14 protein-coding genes are annotated in these 14,128 nt (G+C 41.5%); 12 read left to right on the top strand and 2 right to left on the bottom strand.

The features are described 5' to 3' along the window. Positions 1-12 precede the first annotated feature (12 nt). From murC to CCC71_RS08345, 7 genes are all read left to right on the top strand, one after another. Complete coding sequence (gene murC / locus CCC71_RS08375; protein ID WP_296333433.1) at positions 13-1,386, top strand: UDP-N-acetylmuramate--L-alanine ligase; 1,374 nt, start codon at positions 13-15, stop codon at positions 1,384-1,386. Between the two features lie 2 nt (positions 1,387-1,388). Beyond that, the gene (locus CCC71_RS08370) at positions 1,389-2,321 is read left to right on the top strand and encodes a D-alanine--D-alanine ligase (protein ID WP_021841483.1); all 933 of its coding nucleotides are present in this window, start codon (positions 1,389-1,391) and stop codon (positions 2,319-2,321) included. Between the two features lie 19 nt (positions 2,322-2,340). After that, positions 2,341-3,312: a cell division protein FtsQ/DivIB gene (locus CCC71_RS08365; protein ID WP_226974291.1), complete on the top strand. Its 972-nt coding sequence runs from the start codon at positions 2,341-2,343 to the stop codon at positions 3,310-3,312. 21 nt (positions 3,313-3,333) lie between these two features. After that, complete coding sequence (locus tag CCC71_RS08360; RefSeq protein ID WP_021841485.1) at positions 3,334-4,029, top strand: DUF881 domain-containing protein; 696 nt, start codon at positions 3,334-3,336, stop codon at positions 4,027-4,029. Continuing rightward, positions 4,029-4,373, top strand: a complete 345-nt coding sequence (locus CCC71_RS08355; protein WP_127058263.1) for a small basic family protein — start codon at positions 4,029-4,031, stop codon at positions 4,371-4,373. Before CCC71_RS08360 ends, CCC71_RS08355 begins: the two co-directional genes overlap by 1 nt. 144 nt (positions 4,374-4,517) lie before the next feature. Next, positions 4,518-5,519, top strand: coding sequence for a cell division protein FtsZ (gene ftsZ / locus CCC71_RS08350; protein WP_021841487.1), 1,002 nt, complete (start codon positions 4,518-4,520; stop codon positions 5,517-5,519). Between the two features lie 43 nt (positions 5,520-5,562). Then, entirely contained in the window at positions 5,563-6,141 is a 579-nt protein-coding gene (locus tag CCC71_RS08345; RefSeq protein WP_226974292.1) for an outer membrane beta-barrel protein, read from the top strand. A 163-nt stretch (positions 6,142-6,304) separates the two neighbouring features. Here CCC71_RS08345 and CCC71_RS08340 read toward each other — a convergent pair whose 3' ends face one another. Beyond that, on the bottom strand, positions 6,305-7,471 hold the full coding sequence (locus tag CCC71_RS08340; protein WP_296333430.1) for an ISL3 family transposase: 1,167 nt from the start codon (positions 7,469-7,471) through the stop codon (positions 6,305-6,307). A 432-nt stretch (positions 7,472-7,903) separates the two neighbouring features. Here CCC71_RS08340 and CCC71_RS08335 point away from each other — a divergent pair, with 432 nt between their 5' ends. Beyond that, a complete protein-coding gene (locus CCC71_RS08335) occupies positions 7,904-9,154 on the top strand; it encodes a pyridoxal phosphate-dependent aminotransferase (protein WP_226974293.1) in 1,251 nt (416 codons plus the stop codon). 147 nt (positions 9,155-9,301) lie between these two features. Beyond that, complete coding sequence (locus tag CCC71_RS08330) at positions 9,302-10,909, top strand: IS1182 family transposase (RefSeq protein WP_156704349.1); 1,608 nt, start codon at positions 9,302-9,304, stop codon at positions 10,907-10,909. Between the two features lie 189 nt (positions 10,910-11,098). Here the strand turns inward: CCC71_RS08330 and CCC71_RS08325 are convergent, their stop codons facing one another. Beyond that, the gene (locus CCC71_RS08325; protein ID WP_226974456.1) at positions 11,099-11,341 is read right to left on the bottom strand and encodes a DUF896 domain-containing protein; all 243 of its coding nucleotides are present in this window, start codon (positions 11,339-11,341) and stop codon (positions 11,099-11,101) included. Positions 11,342-11,595: 254 nt separating this feature from the next. Here CCC71_RS08325 and nth point away from each other — a divergent pair, with 254 nt between their 5' ends. The 3 genes from nth to CCC71_RS08310 are packed head-to-tail and all read left to right on the top strand — an operon-like array spanning position 11,596 to position 14,061. After that, on the top strand, positions 11,596-12,234 hold the full coding sequence (nth, locus tag CCC71_RS08320; RefSeq protein WP_021841491.1) for an endonuclease III: 639 nt from the start codon (positions 11,596-11,598) through the stop codon (positions 12,232-12,234). A 1-nt stretch (position 12,235) separates the two neighbouring features. Next, complete coding sequence (locus CCC71_RS08315) at positions 12,236-13,717, top strand: hypothetical protein (protein ID WP_226974457.1); 1,482 nt, start codon at positions 12,236-12,238, stop codon at positions 13,715-13,717. Positions 13,718-13,767: 50 nt separating this feature from the next. Further along, positions 13,768-14,061 (top strand): YdbC family protein, encoded by a 294-nt coding sequence (locus CCC71_RS08310; RefSeq protein ID WP_296333427.1) that lies wholly within the window; start codon positions 13,768-13,770, stop codon positions 14,059-14,061. Positions 14,062-14,128: the final 67 nt, after the last annotated feature.

The following is a 14,128-nucleotide window of genomic DNA, read 5'->3' as shown; positions in this document are numbered from 1 at the left end:
AGAGATTGCACCATGTTAAATGGTATTCATAAAATACATCTTATCGGCATTGCCGGCTCAGGTATGCGAGCCATTGCCAACATTTTAATCAGTCAGGGGTTTGAAGTATCCGGTTCCGATATTCAGGAGTCAGCCGTGACAGAGCGTTTCCGTAAAATGGGCGCCACCATTCATATCGGTCACAATGCGGACTATGTAAAAGGGGTTGATGCGGTTGTTCGTTCTACGGCTATTCACGCAGATAATCCGGAACTTATGGCGGCTCACGAATTACAGATTCCTATTTTACATCGCTCCGATATCGTTAAAGCCGTGTTGGATATAACAAAGGGCATTGCCGTCGCCGGTGCGCACGGCAAAACCACGACTACCTCTATGCTGGGGCAGATTTTTGTGGAAGCCGGCCTAGATCCGACGGTTATTATCGGCGGTGAAGTCGATTATTTGGGCGGCAGCAGTCAGTGGGGCCGCGGTGAATACAGCATCGCCGAAGCCGATGAAAGTGACGGTTCGTTTTTAAAATTGAATCCGAAGGCCATCGTTATTACCAATATTGAAAATGACCATATGGACCACTACGGTACGATGGAGCATTTATTGGATGCTTTCTGTGAGTTTGTCGGTAAATTACTTAAGGACGGTAAAGCCGTTGTCTGTGGCGATAATCCGTCGATTCAGAAAGTGATGCCCCGTGTAGATCGTCATTTCGTAACGTATGGTCTCGGCGAAGACAATGATTACAGGGCTCGCAATATTCATTATGAAAAAGGTATTTTGGTTTATGAAGCCATGAAGGGTGATGAAGTGATTGCCACTATTCGCCTTAAAGTGCCGGGTACGCATAATGCGTTAAATTCCTTGGGCGCTTTTGTTATGGCTACGGATTGTGGCATTCCGGCCGACGTAGTTGTGGCCGCATTAGCTAAATTTACAGGTGCTAAACGTCGTTTTGAAACGAAAGGTCATGTTAAGGGCATATGGGTAGTTGATGATTATGCACATCATCCGACAGAAATTGCAGCTACTTTGAGTGCGGCCAAAGCTTTGGAATCACATCGCGTAGTTTGCGTATTCCAACCACATCGTTTTACCCGTACTAATTTATTGTTAAAAGAATTCGGTAAAGCTTTTGTGAATGCGGACGTATTATTTATTACCGATATTTACAGTGCCGGTGAAGATCCGATTGCCGGTATTGACGGCCATTCCATCCCGGATATGGTGAAAGCTACTACCGGTCAGGATGTTCATTATATTGCGGACGTAAATGATGTGCCGCAAACGGTAAAACAAATTTTACAACCTGATGATTTGGTAATTACTATGGGCGCCGGCAGCATTAGTCAATACGGACCTAAATTATTGGCAGCATTGGAAGAGGAATAATCATGAAAAATAAAAAAATTATCGTATTAATGGGTGGTCCTTCTAAAGAAGCAGAGGTATCTCGTCGAACCGGTGCAGCTATTGCGGAAGCGTTATGTAGTTTAGGGTATGATGCTCAAACTTTGGAATTGGTACCGGAACAATTGTTAGCCGATATTAAAGCATTAGGCGGCGAAATCGTATTCAATGCATTGCACGGCAAGTTCGGTGAAGACGGAGCGCTTCAAGGCTTACTTGAAATGGCCGGCATTCCGTATACCGGTTCCGGTGTTATGGCGCAAGCCGTAGGCATGAATAAAAAAATCAGTAAAGATGTGTTTGTAGGCGCCGGTATCCCGACGGCTGCAGCAAAATCTTATAATGCAGCAGCACAAAATGAAGCTGATATTGTTGCAGATATTAAAGCTAACTTTACATTACCGGTTGTTTTGAAACCGGCTACCCAAGGTTCCAGCATAGGCGTAACTATTGTACGTGACGATAGCGAACTTACGGCAGGTGTAAAAGAAGCGCTCGTATATGATAATATTTTGGTGGTAGAACAGTATTTGGACGGTCATGAATTTACAGTTCCCGTATTGGAAGGCAAAGCCTTACCGGTTATCGAAATCAGACCACATTCCGGTGAATATGATTACACTTCAAAATATACGACCGGCGCTACCGATTATTTGGTACCGGCTCCGATTGATGAAGCATTAACTAAAAAACTACAGGCTATCGGTGAAACTGTATATCGTGAATTACAATGCTCCGGCGTAATTCGCATCGACTTCATGACCAATAAGGCAGGGGAAGCGTTTGTGTTGGAATATAATACGATTCCGGGCATGACGGCGACCTCCTTGGTACCAAAATCCGCTAAAGCTATGGGGATGGATTTCCCTACCTTATGTGAAAAAATTCTGCTCACCGCCGGTTTAGGTAAGTTTTAAGTAAACTGGAGATACTGAGATGAATAGAGATAATCGGCCATATTCCGGTCCGGTGGAGGCAGTAAAACCAAATCCAACGGCCACATTCGGACCGCCCGGTGAACAATCATCGGGGGGCTATTCTTCGCCGAATTACCATGGGGAGCAACAATCGGTACATTCGCCAAGGAACCACAGTGGGGCGAATCGACCTTTATATGATTTTGATGGTGCCTATTCATCACCGGACGGTAATGGTGAAAACGGGTATTATCGCGATGGTGGCGAACCGCCGGAGCCACCGAAACATCCTCATGCATGGCGTCGTCGCGTTGTTTTAATCGGCGGTGGCTTATTATTACTATGGTTGCTTTTATTTATTTTGCCGATTCCGTTTGGCACAATAACAGTGACGGGTAGTAAAAATGTAACTGTATCAGATGTGATGGCGGCCGGTAATATACGGTATCCGATTAACCTGTTGCAGATTAATGCCGGCCAATTAGAAGAACGGTTGCAGCATGATTTGCGGGTAGACTCAGTTAAAGTAACGTATGTATTGCCGCTTACTTTACAAGTGAATGTAACAGAACGTCGGCCGGCGGCGGTAGTGGCGACGCAGTTCGGTTTTGCCACCTTGGATGCGAAAGGTCAAGTTATTAATATTGGCCCGGCCATCGAAGATACGTCAGCTACGATTATCTCCGGTATCAAACTGGGCAATGTATTATTAGGTGATACAATTGATACGCCGGTCATTAAAGGGGCTTTGTCGTATTTGAACTCATTAAGCGATGAAGGTCGTAAAGAGATTGCCGAAATTAATGTAGGTGATGTTAATCAGTTAATTGCTTATACGGTAGATGGATTGCCGCTTCATTTAGGCGATACATCGGATATGGATAAAAAAGGGCCTTTATCTGAAAATATGCTGCGTGATGTGAAGGCTCGCGGTGTGGCAGCACAATATTTGGATGTCAATGTAAAGGCGCCGTTTATTAAGACGCCTTAAGGGAATAATGGAAGAGGAAGCATGTTAAAGCAAGGTCGTTGGGCAATAGCGGCTGTAAGCATGTTGCTGGGGATTATGTTGGTTGGTCAATATAAAATGACGCAAAGCATAGCGGAAAGCAATATTCATTTGCAGCGAACAGGAGATTTAGCACGTGAACTGACCGCGGCAGAAAAAGAACGTGATGAGCTGCGGCAACAATTAGAAAAAATACAAAAAGGTGATGCGTCGGCCAGTGTGGTCAGCGACATCAATTTATTGAAGCAACGGGCCGGCCTTACAGATGTGACCGGACCCGGTGTGATAATCACTATTAATGACAGTAAAATACCGGTAAAAGACAATGAGAACCCGAACCTATACTTAATTCATGACGAAGACCTTTTGCGTGTTCTGAATGAATTACGAGCCGGTGGGGCAGAGGCCATTGCGGTTAACGACCAGCGGTTAACCGGCACATCGGAAGTTCGCTGTGCGGGACCGACGGTCATGGTTAACGGTAAGGTGTTTGGACCGCCCTTTGTAATTAAGGCAATCGGGGATCCGAAGACTTTATCCGCAGCGCTCACCATGCGTGGCGGTGTGGTTGAGTCTTTGAAGTATTGGGGCATTGAACTGAAGATTCAGGAAGTAGATCAGATGATTGTGCCAGCTTTTAACGGTACTTTTAAAGAAGAACATTTAAAGGTAGTCAAGCAAGGAGGCGATAAAAAATAATGATGTACTTATTTATCGTCGGAGGCTTGGTAGTGGGTATTATTATCGGTGTAATGTCACCGCTTGAAATCCCGCCGGTGTATGCCAAGTATACATCGGTAGCTTTGTTGGCCGCTTTGGACAGTGTATTTGGTGGCACTCGTGCCGCTTTGGAACGAATATTTAATTTGTCGATATTTCTGACCGGGTTCTTTTCCAATTCACTATTGGCCGCACTCTTGGTATTCCTGGGAAATTTTGTGGGCATTGACCTTTATTATGTAGCACTCATCAGCTTTGGTTTGCGTTTATTTCAAAATACCGCAGCCATTCGACGTTTGCTTTTGTCAAGACGCACAAAATAAGGTATACTTTATTGTAAAAGAGTAGAAAAAATAAAAAAAATAGTGTAAAATGAAATGAAACTAGTTATAATAGTATTGAACATAATCATGTTGTTTGAAATAAAGGGCATATAAATTTTACGGGCAACAGGAGGAGGAACGTAAATGTCGGAATTCGCAAATATTAAAGTTATTGGTGTTGGTGGCGGCGGAAGTAACGCCGTAAATCGTATGATTGACAGTGGTCTTCAAGGTGTAGATTTCCTTGTAGCTAATACAGAAACACAAGCTTTGGATAATTCTAAAGCAGATATAAAAATTCAATTAGGTGAAAAATTGACTAAAGGTCTTGGCGCCGGTGCTAACCCTCAGGTTGGCGAAGAAGCAGCCCAAGAAAGTCGTGAAGAAATTACAAAAGCCCTTTCAGGTTCCGACATGGTCTTTGTAACCGCAGGCATGGGTGGCGGTACCGGTACCGGTGCGGCTCCTATCGTAGCTGAATGTGCACGTGAAATGGGCGCCTTAACTGTTGGCGTAGTAACTAAACCGTTCACATTTGAAGGTAAACGTCGTAAAAACCAGGCTGATAAAGGTATTGAAATGCTTACCAGCAAAGTGGATACCATTATCGTAATTCCTAATGATAAATTATTACAAGTTGTTGATAAGAAAACTCCTTTGAACGAAGCTTTCCGTACAGCTGATGACGTGCTTCGTCAAGGTATCAAGGGGATTTCCGATTTGATTACCGTACCTGGTCTTATTAACCTTGACTTCGCTGACGTTAAAACTATCATGACTAACCAAGGCGAAGCTCTTATGGGTATCGGTATTGGCGAAGGTGAAAACCGCGCTGTTGACGCTGCCAAAATGGCCATTAACAGCCCATTGTTGGAAACTTCCATCGAAGGTGCCAAAGGCATTCTCTTGAATATTACCGGTAGCGGTGATTTGAGCTTGTTCGAAATCAACGAAGCGGCTGAAATCATTTCCGAAGCAGCGGATCCTGAAGCTAATATTATCTTCGGTTCCGTTATAGATGAAAACTTAGGAGATCGTGTACAGATTACTGTTGTAGCTACGGGCTTCGGCGCACAACCTAAAACAGGTGCTGTCAAATCTCCATTCGGTGTAGGCCCTGAAATCCCTACATTTATGAAACGCTAAGTTGGTTGCTAAGCGTGTATGTGTGTACAGAGGAGGTAATTCTATGAACAAGAAAGTGTTAGTTGCTACTTTAGCTGCTACAATGTTAACAGGTGCTGCCTTCGCAGCTGCTGTGCCTGTAACAGACATTAACGAAGGTGACAGCAAGATTGGTGTTGAATACAGCTTCTCCCAGAGTGTAACCGGTGAAAGCGGTCATGCTGACGGTTTCGGCGTTAACTTACAGACCGGTTTAACTGACAAATGGGCTTTGCAGTATTCCTTTAACAAAATTAATCTTGATGACCGTAGCGACATTAAAGATCATCAATTAAATGCAGTTTATGATTTCCATCCTAATTTCAATGCTTATGTTGGCGGTACTTACATTAAAGCTGCCGGCGATCATGAAACAGGTTTACAAGCCGGTGTAATCGGTCATATGCCATTGACAGATCGTATCGACGGCTTTGCTAAAGTAGGTTTCGGTAACGATATTAAACGTACATTCCAAGTTGGTGCTACTTATGCATTGAATCCTGAATTCGATCTCAGCGTATACTATCAATACGATAAATACAGTGTAGATGATGCTAACGTAACGGCTAAAGGCTTCCATGCCGGTATCGGTTACAACTTCTAATTGTTGCACTGATGTCTTACAGATAATGTAAGGACTGAGAAAGAATTTGTGTCACATACTTTGTGAACACGCTTTAAGCAATTTAAACCGTGAATATTTATCCTTTTGGGTAATATTCACGGTTTTTTGTGGCTCTTTGTCAAATTTTGGGGCGCTAAAGAGTCTATGCACTTTGAGGAAGGACATGCGACATAACTGTTGCGTGTCCTTTTCTTGCATTGATGAATAAAATCCGGTTTCGGAAGTAGTGGAAGTTCCGTATCCCAAAAGAGCAACGTTTTAAAACTTTAATTTTGTTGTTGCAACCCTCGGTAAAGCCGTTTGAATATGGTAAGGTTAAGGCATTAATAATTTCGTCGCTCCAAGAGGAGAACGTTTTTAAGAGGGATTGAAATTCAGATAGTTCAGAGTCAAAAACTAATGAAAGCCATTCATTTATGGACCTTAGAATATCGCGCCTCCGTTTAAATTTCAACACTGTATGGAAGGTATATTTTAGCATATAGGCACGGTGTAATCTCGATGAATAGTGAAACATATCCATCAGTTTTGCATATTCATTGTCAGTTAAATCCTTAAAATGTTTAGTCAATATTCGCTTATTCGTTTTGAAGGTTCGGCTTGCATTAGTTAAAGTATTTTGCTCAGCTTTACGCACTCGCTCAAGGGCAAAGGTCACCAGCCGGATTAAGTGGAATCTGTCAGCAACAATATGAGCTTTAGGGAAGCATTGCTTCATGACGGAGCGGAATTGGAGGGACATGTCCATTGTGATGTATTTTACGTTGTTTCGTACGTGTCTTGGGAATTGCAAAAAGTACTGTATTAGCTTGACTGTATCTCGTTTAGGCAGAATATCCAGTATTTTATGGTCAGTAGGATCGGTAAGGATGACCTGGTATTTTTGGCCGGCTGCATTGCCTTTAAATTCATCAATAGATAATACCGAAGGTAATGTCTTGGGCCGGCTATAGTTAATTTCCTTAAAAATGCGAATAACTTGAGTTACGCTAATATGACAATGTTTAGCAACTGCTGTTAGAGATTTTACCTCTGACAATTCAGTAATGACCACTTCTCGTAGTCGGGGGGTAGTCCTAAGATAGCGCGTAGAGAACTCTGTTTTTTCATTAAACGTGCGTCCGCAAGTGCAGCTATACCGGCGTTGACGATAGATAAGGCGAATCGGCTTTTCATTGGTTGTAGTGTGGCGGATTGTACGATGTGTATAGCCTTTTATACGCGTTGTTTCCTTATGGCAATTAGGACAAACATGAGGTTTTACCGGCACCATCACATGTAATACATATTCTTCTGAAGTTTCTCTCATATTTTGGATATGTGAATCTTTTATTCCGAGCATTTTTCCTATATAATTAAGACTAGACATATTGAATAAACATCCTTTCGTTAATTGTTAGCACCTTTATTGTATCGGATTTTATTCAATATGTCTTTTTTTGTGCAAAAAAAGTAGGCGCCAAGAGGACACGCAACTAGCGTTTCTCTTTAGCGCCCCAAAATAAATTATAGAACCTTTTTTGTATGCAAAAATTGAAAAAAGATGCCTCGTTTATGCTCTAAAGTAAACGTTAACTTGCGTCTTAAACATGATTTATGCATAGCCTATATTGTATACAATATTCTTTTCTAAAAACAGCATATTTTTGTCATTTTTCAACGTCTTGCTCTTGTAAGTGGCTTTTTTTTCCGCTATTATTAAGTAAGGAATTGATTAATATCAGATGGGATGGTGTCGGTTATGACTATGAGTATGGCAGCAACACACGCAAGGGGAAAAAAAGCAAAGGACAATATTTTTGTCATGAATGCACGGGCGCAAGAAGATGCCAAAATTAATGGCAAAGAAAATGTGCTTAACGGTACCTTGGGCTCCATTATGGACGAAGAAGGCAATATTGTCTTTTTGAAAGCAGTAGAAAAAGAATATTTAAACTTGCCGCGTAATGAATATGTGGCATATGCACCGATTGCAGGTTTACCTGAATTCTTGGAAGCCGCTAAAAGCGAATGTTTTGGCGAATCCAGACCGGATGCTTTAATAGAAGCTGTGGCCACGGCCGGTGGTACAGGCGGGATTCATCATTTAGTACACAATTATACAAATCCTGAAGATATCGTCTTGACCGCCGATTGGTATTGGGGCGCGTATGAACAAATTTGCGGTGATAATCATCGCCACTTGGAAACCTATCCTTTATTCGATGCGGAATTGAAGTTTAACTTTGAAGGTTTCAAGGCTAAAGTATTGGAAGTAGCGGCTAAACAGGAAAACGTAGTGACTATCTTCAACTCACCGGGGAATAACCCGACCGGTTTCAGCTTAACCGATGAAGATTGGGATAAAGTTATTGCCTTTGCTAAAGAATTAATCGGCAATGGTAAAAATAAATTTATCATCGCTTGTGACGTAGCTTATATCGATTATTCCGGTGAAAAGCAGACCGTTCGCCGTTTCTTCAAAAAATTCAGTCAATTGCCAAAAGAAATTTTGGTAGTAGCATGTTACAGCTTATCTAAAGGTTTCACCATGTATGGTCAACGCGTAGGGGCTATGATTGGTATTACCGCCGATGCTGATGTTGCTGCTGAATTTAAGGAAATTAATGCGTTAACATCGCGTGCTACTTGGTCTAATATTTGCCGTCCTGCTATGCGGACCATGGCCAATATTGTTATGGATCCGGCTAAGTTGGCAGCTCATGAAGCGGAACGTGCCGAATACTGTGAACTTGTTCAAGAACGTGCTCACATTTTTACTGAGGAAGCTAAAGAATTAGGCTTGCCATGCTTGCCATATTGCGGCGGTTTCTTCTTAACCATTCCGACCGAACATGCTAAAGAAGTCGTGGAAGAACTTACTAAAGAACATGTGTATGTTATTGCTTTGAAACATGGCGTTCGTATTGCCGCTTGCAGCATTCCTAAAAAACAAATGCGCGGCTTAGCGAAGATTGTATATGACGTAATGCACCGCTTAGGTCATTTATAAAATGTAAAAAATGGGGCTGTAACGAAATACACCCCTAAAAACAAGAATGCGGTTTGAAGATACGAAAGTGTCTTCAAGCCGCATTCTTGCTATATTTGTATAAGAAAAAAGGCCCCGAAGGGCCTTCTTTGTTGGTATAATTAATTTATGAACAGAAACCATATCCAACAAGGCAATTATACTAAACTTTCTGGCTTTCGCCAAGTAGTTTTATCATTGGATTATGGCTTTCAGATCGGACCAAAAGAACCGGTGAGATTACTGGATGCTGTATTGGAGGAACTGGACTATACAAGGTTGCAGCATTTATATTCTTCAAAAGGAAGAAAATCTTTAGTACCTCCCCATCTTTTGTTTAAAGTCTATGTGTTAGCTATGACCGAAGGCATTGTATCTGTTCGCAAAATTGCTGAGCAATGCACTAAAAATATCCATTACATGTGGCTCTTACAGGGCTATCCGACTCCGTCTCATATGGTATTTCATCGATTCTTTCAACGCTTAACTGTTGATGTACTTAGAGATTTGTTATCTCAATTTATTCAAGCATTAAGTGAATTTGACAGCTTAGATTTTTCTGAAGTATTCATCGACGGAACTAAATGGGAAGCCTATGCAAATAAATACACCTTTGTGTGGAAAAAGGCAATTCTTAAGCACTATGCTAAGTTACCGGATAAATTGTTAGTTCTTCAATATGAAATACAAAATCTTTTGGACATAGACGTCTCAGATATGACTGAAGATGAACTATTGGTTTTGCTGGAGCAATCCATACGCGAAAAGCAAATTGAGTTTGTACACGGTACCGGTAAACGAAAACATCCATTGCAAAGAGCTTTTGAATCCTGTTTAGCCTTGCGTGACAAGCGAAATGAATATGATGAAAAGTTAGCTATTCTAGGCTCTCGCAACAGTTACTCTAAAACTGATCATGATGCTACGTTTATGCGACTAAAAGAAGATCATATGTTAAACGGCCAATTAAAACCGGCCTACAATGTTCAACTAGCTGTTCATAGTGAATATATTATGGGCGTTGGCGTATTTCCAAATCCTACAGATACGAACACCTTAATTCCATTTATGCAACAATTAGAAGGACAATACAAACAACACTTTCAATATGTGGTAGCTGATGCCGGTTATGACAGCAACGAAAATCTGGCATGGTTATGGGCTCATGATTACAAAACTTGTATTAAACCAAGTACATATGAATTGAGTAAAACGAAAAAGTATAAGAAAGATATTGGTCGAGCGGATAACATGGTATATGATGAGGCGACCGATACATTTACTTGTGCCAAAGGCCGTACATTACGATTCCAATACATACGCAGAAACAAAAGTAAGACCGGTTTCATTAAGCAAAACCGAGTATACCGGTGTGAAAACTGCAATTATTGTGGCTTACGTAAGGAATGCCAAAAACTTAAGTTCGGAAAACTTCCTAAGGGGAATAAGACGATATATATTGCTACTGATTACCGCGAATTATTAGCCAAAAACAAGGCTGTATTTGATAGTGACTATGGCTTACAACTTCGAGTAAACCGTTCTATTCAGGTGGAAGGTGCTTTTGGCATAACAAAAGAAGATTTTGAATACACCAGGTTCAGACACCGAGGCAAAGTTAACGTAGAAAAAGATTTATTACTATTAGCTTTTGGATACAATTTACTGAAGCTGCATAACCGAATACAGAAGAAGCGATTAGGTCAACGGTTGTTCGAAACTAATTCTGCTGCGTAATTAAAAGCCAAAAGCTAAAGGCTTATTTAAGTGCGCTAAAAAACAAAAAAACAAGGATATTTTCAGAATTGTTGATTTTGGAAATATCCTTGTTTTAATTGAAAAGGGAGCTGTAACTGAAATGTGAGTTAAAAAACTCAATTTCGTTACAGCCCCATTTTCTTTTTATTAGTCTAATGTTTTTGGGTATTAGTTTAATTTTGTATTTTTAGCCTGATTGGCGGCTGCAATATCTTTGGCACTGGTAATATTGCCTTTTTCGTCAACGAATGAAACACGATCCATTTGAGATATAACCTGGCCGCGAATGAAGTCTAAGTAGATACGATATAATTCTTTTTTTTCTACCAATTCGGCTTCTGTTAATTCCTGACCGGATTTTTTCTTATGGGCTAATTCGTTGATGCGCGCTAAAACGTCATTTATTTCCATAAAATCCTCCATGTAAATTATTTATTTTCATAAAATTCTCAATACGAACTTTTCATATTCATTATAGCATATTCAGTCAAGCCGTTTGCCGTTACATCATGAGTAATGATATAATTGATGTCGAATGACAAATTATTTTGACCAGATACATTATCTTGTAAAGGTAAACTGTTTTGAATAAGTAATGTTATTTAGATTTATAAATTATTTTGAATGAGTATTCTAAGATAGATAAATGGAGCATAGAAGACAGAATGCGTGTAACGAAAGCCATTAAGGCAGAACAAATAGCTATTTTGGAAACCGTCTATAAAGATGCGAAACCTGCCTTGCATTATAACAGTCCTTTTGAACTGCTCGTAGCCGTAGTTTTGTCCGCACAATGTACGGATGAACGGGTTAATATTATTACGGCGCGATTATTTCCCACTTACAGTGATCCGGCCGACATGTTGGCGTTGGGAACGGCTAAGTTGGAAGTGTTAATTCGCGACTGCGGTCTCTATCGGGCGAAAGCGGCGAATTTAATAAAAACCTGTGATATTTTGGTTAATACTTATGGCGGTGAAGTGCCCCATGAGTTTGACAAATTGGTAGAATTGCCCGGCGTAGGGCGTAAAACGGCCAATGTGTTGGTGTCGGTATTGTTTGATACACCGGCTATTGCCGTAGATACTCATGTATTTAGGGTGTCTAATCGTTTGGGCTTGGCTCGCGGTAAAACGCCGGAAGAGGTAGAAGAAAAGCTCAAGAAAGCAATTCCGATGGAAAAATGGAGTGCCGCTCATCATTGGATTATTTGGCATGGTCGTAAAGTTTGTAAGGCCAGAAAGCCTTTGTGCGGCGAATGTCCGTTAGCTCATGTGTGTCCGTCAGCCGGTAAGGAGGCATAATATGAAGGAAGCAATGCAATCACTTATAAAGAAGTTTAAAGCAATCGGTGTTACCGGTAGCGCAATGGTAACGGAATTATTGCGTTTTCGCGTACTGGATCAAATACTTCAGACTAGTCCCGAAGTACGCCAGTGGGGGATTACGGGTGATAAATTATATGAATTGGCGCAGCAAAGTACCGTTGAAGTTTTTGGCGAACTTCCTTACGATCAAGTAGCCTTTGAATCTGTATACGGCCCTTCTTTTGCCGTAGAAGTGATGGACTTTATTACGGAGACGGGCTATGTGGAAGGCCTTGCGGCCGGTGAACAGTGGCGCTTGCCTTTTAAAGACATCATTGAATTCCACAAGAATTCGGAAGGTATTATCCTCTTTGCCAATATTGAAGAATATGCCGCCTTGGCAGAAGAAATTTTGCAAGCCATTCCATCGGAGCGTTTATTATTATATACATCATCCGAAACATGCTATAATTTATTTAAACAACTCTATCCGTTGGCTCCGGTTATTGATGAATGGCCGGAAGATGTTATTTTTGACCATATTGTAGCGGCGTCTACCGGCTTGTTCCGGGCACCGGTTGAAATTATGCAGGAATTGGCTAATCGGGTAGGCAATATTACAGAACTCGGTACAGCTCACTACTTCATTCCGATTAGTGCCATTCAGGACCAAGTGGGCATGAATCGCATGGCTGTTCAGTATATGTTGTTGCAACCACGTTTGGAAGCGATTCGCGAATGGGCGCCGCTGGGCACTTATGAATTTGTGTACACAAATCGTTCGGTTAAAAAAGTAGCCCTTGAGATTCGTGAAGTAATGGGGGACACATGGCGCTCCACACCGTTTATTGCTTTGCCGCATGAAGTTTTGGCTTCTATGGATACGTTCTCTATGGTACAGTATGCCTTATCGTTATGCGGTATAGAACCGGCTATGAAAGCGCAATTACCGACATTGGGCGAAGACGGTTTTACTTCCAAAGATCCTAAAGTTCCTTTATATGTACAAAAAGTATTTAATGCTTTTGAAGCGACCCGCTTGGAATTAGAACGTCAGGGGACTGAGGTTCAATTAAAACTGGTTGACCATGAAGGTCGTAAAGCAGGGGAAACTTTGGACGAAGATTCCTATGCGGAACTCATGGAACAAAGTAAAGTGGCCGAGGAGGATACAGCGTATTGGATGTTTACCAATCCGGAGGCTGCTTATATCTGGTATACCTATTTCCGCAGTCTACAGGGGGAACAGGTTTTAACTAAGCTGGCTCAAATGGTGTTGACGCCGGAAGCCTTATTGCAGTTGATGGGCAGTGTGCGTCGTCAAATTATTAAAGAAGAACCGTTGGCAGAATTGGCCACTCGTTTTGAAAAAGCCCGGGCGGCTCGTAAAGCGGCCTTAGCTAAGGCTGACGCCGATTGGCAGGCTGAGATTGAAGCCATTGCCAAAGAAATTGTACCAAATCCAACTGAGAGTAATTGACAAGAAAGTCTAAGTGGGATAAAGTATAGAGTTAGATAAGGAGGTAAGACATGGCAGTTGTAAATTTTGAAATCTATAAAGTATTAGGCACCTTATCTGAAAATAAAGATGGGTGGAAAAAGCAACTTACTTGCACCAGTTGGGGGCGTTATAATCCTAAATTCGACCTTCGTTCCTGGGACAGTGAATATAATGGTATGACTAAGGGGATTACCTTATCGCTCGAAGAAATCGTGGCTCTTCGCGATTTATTGAATGAAGTGGATTTAGAAGCGGCTTACGAAGAATCCGTAGCGGAACGTCAAGCTGCCAAAGCAGCTGAAAAAGACTCCGCTGACGAATAAGCAAAATTTAAGTAATGAGTTGCATTAACTGATTGTCCATGATATAATCAATAAGCATAGTTTTGGA

The organism is Veillonella sp. LMAG:90 (genome assembly GCF_008679445.1).
Taxonomy (GTDB): domain Bacteria; phylum Bacillota; class Negativicutes; order Veillonellales; family Veillonellaceae; genus Veillonella_A.
The sequence above is the reverse complement of the archived record's forward strand: the minus strand, read 5'-3'. Positions and strand labels throughout refer to the sequence as shown.

Coding starts and splice junctions, on each gene's coding strand:
- murC (WP_296333433.1), top strand. CDS start 13: ATGTTAAATGGTATTCATAAAATACATCTTATCGGCATTGCCGGCTCA.
- CCC71_RS08370 (WP_021841483.1), top strand. CDS start 1,389: ATGAAAAATAAAAAAATTATCGTATTAATGGGTGGTCCTTCTAAAGAA.
- CCC71_RS08365 (WP_226974291.1), top strand. CDS start 2,341: ATGAATAGAGATAATCGGCCATATTCCGGTCCGGTGGAGGCAGTAAAA.
- CCC71_RS08360 (WP_021841485.1), top strand. CDS start 3,334: ATGTTAAAGCAAGGTCGTTGGGCAATAGCGGCTGTAAGCATGTTGCTG.
- CCC71_RS08355 (WP_127058263.1), top strand. CDS start 4,029: ATGATGTACTTATTTATCGTCGGAGGCTTGGTAGTGGGTATTATTATC.
- ftsZ (WP_021841487.1), top strand. CDS start 4,518: ATGTCGGAATTCGCAAATATTAAAGTTATTGGTGTTGGTGGCGGCGGA.
- CCC71_RS08345 (WP_226974292.1), top strand. CDS start 5,563: ATGAACAAGAAAGTGTTAGTTGCTACTTTAGCTGCTACAATGTTAACA.
- CCC71_RS08340 (WP_296333430.1), bottom strand. CDS start 7,471: ATGAGAGAAACTTCAGAAGAATATGTATTACATGTGATGGTGCCGGTA.
- CCC71_RS08335 (WP_226974293.1), top strand. CDS start 7,904: ATGACTATGAGTATGGCAGCAACACACGCAAGGGGAAAAAAAGCAAAG.
- CCC71_RS08330 (WP_156704349.1), top strand. CDS start 9,302: ATGAACAGAAACCATATCCAACAAGGCAATTATACTAAACTTTCTGGC.
- CCC71_RS08325 (WP_226974456.1), bottom strand. CDS start 11,341: ATGGAAATAAATGACGTTTTAGCGCGCATCAACGAATTAGCCCATAAG.
- nth (WP_021841491.1), top strand. CDS start 11,596: ATGCGTGTAACGAAAGCCATTAAGGCAGAACAAATAGCTATTTTGGAA.
- CCC71_RS08315 (WP_226974457.1), top strand. CDS start 12,236: ATGAAGGAAGCAATGCAATCACTTATAAAGAAGTTTAAAGCAATCGGT.
- CCC71_RS08310 (WP_296333427.1), top strand. CDS start 13,768: ATGGCAGTTGTAAATTTTGAAATCTATAAAGTATTAGGCACCTTATCT.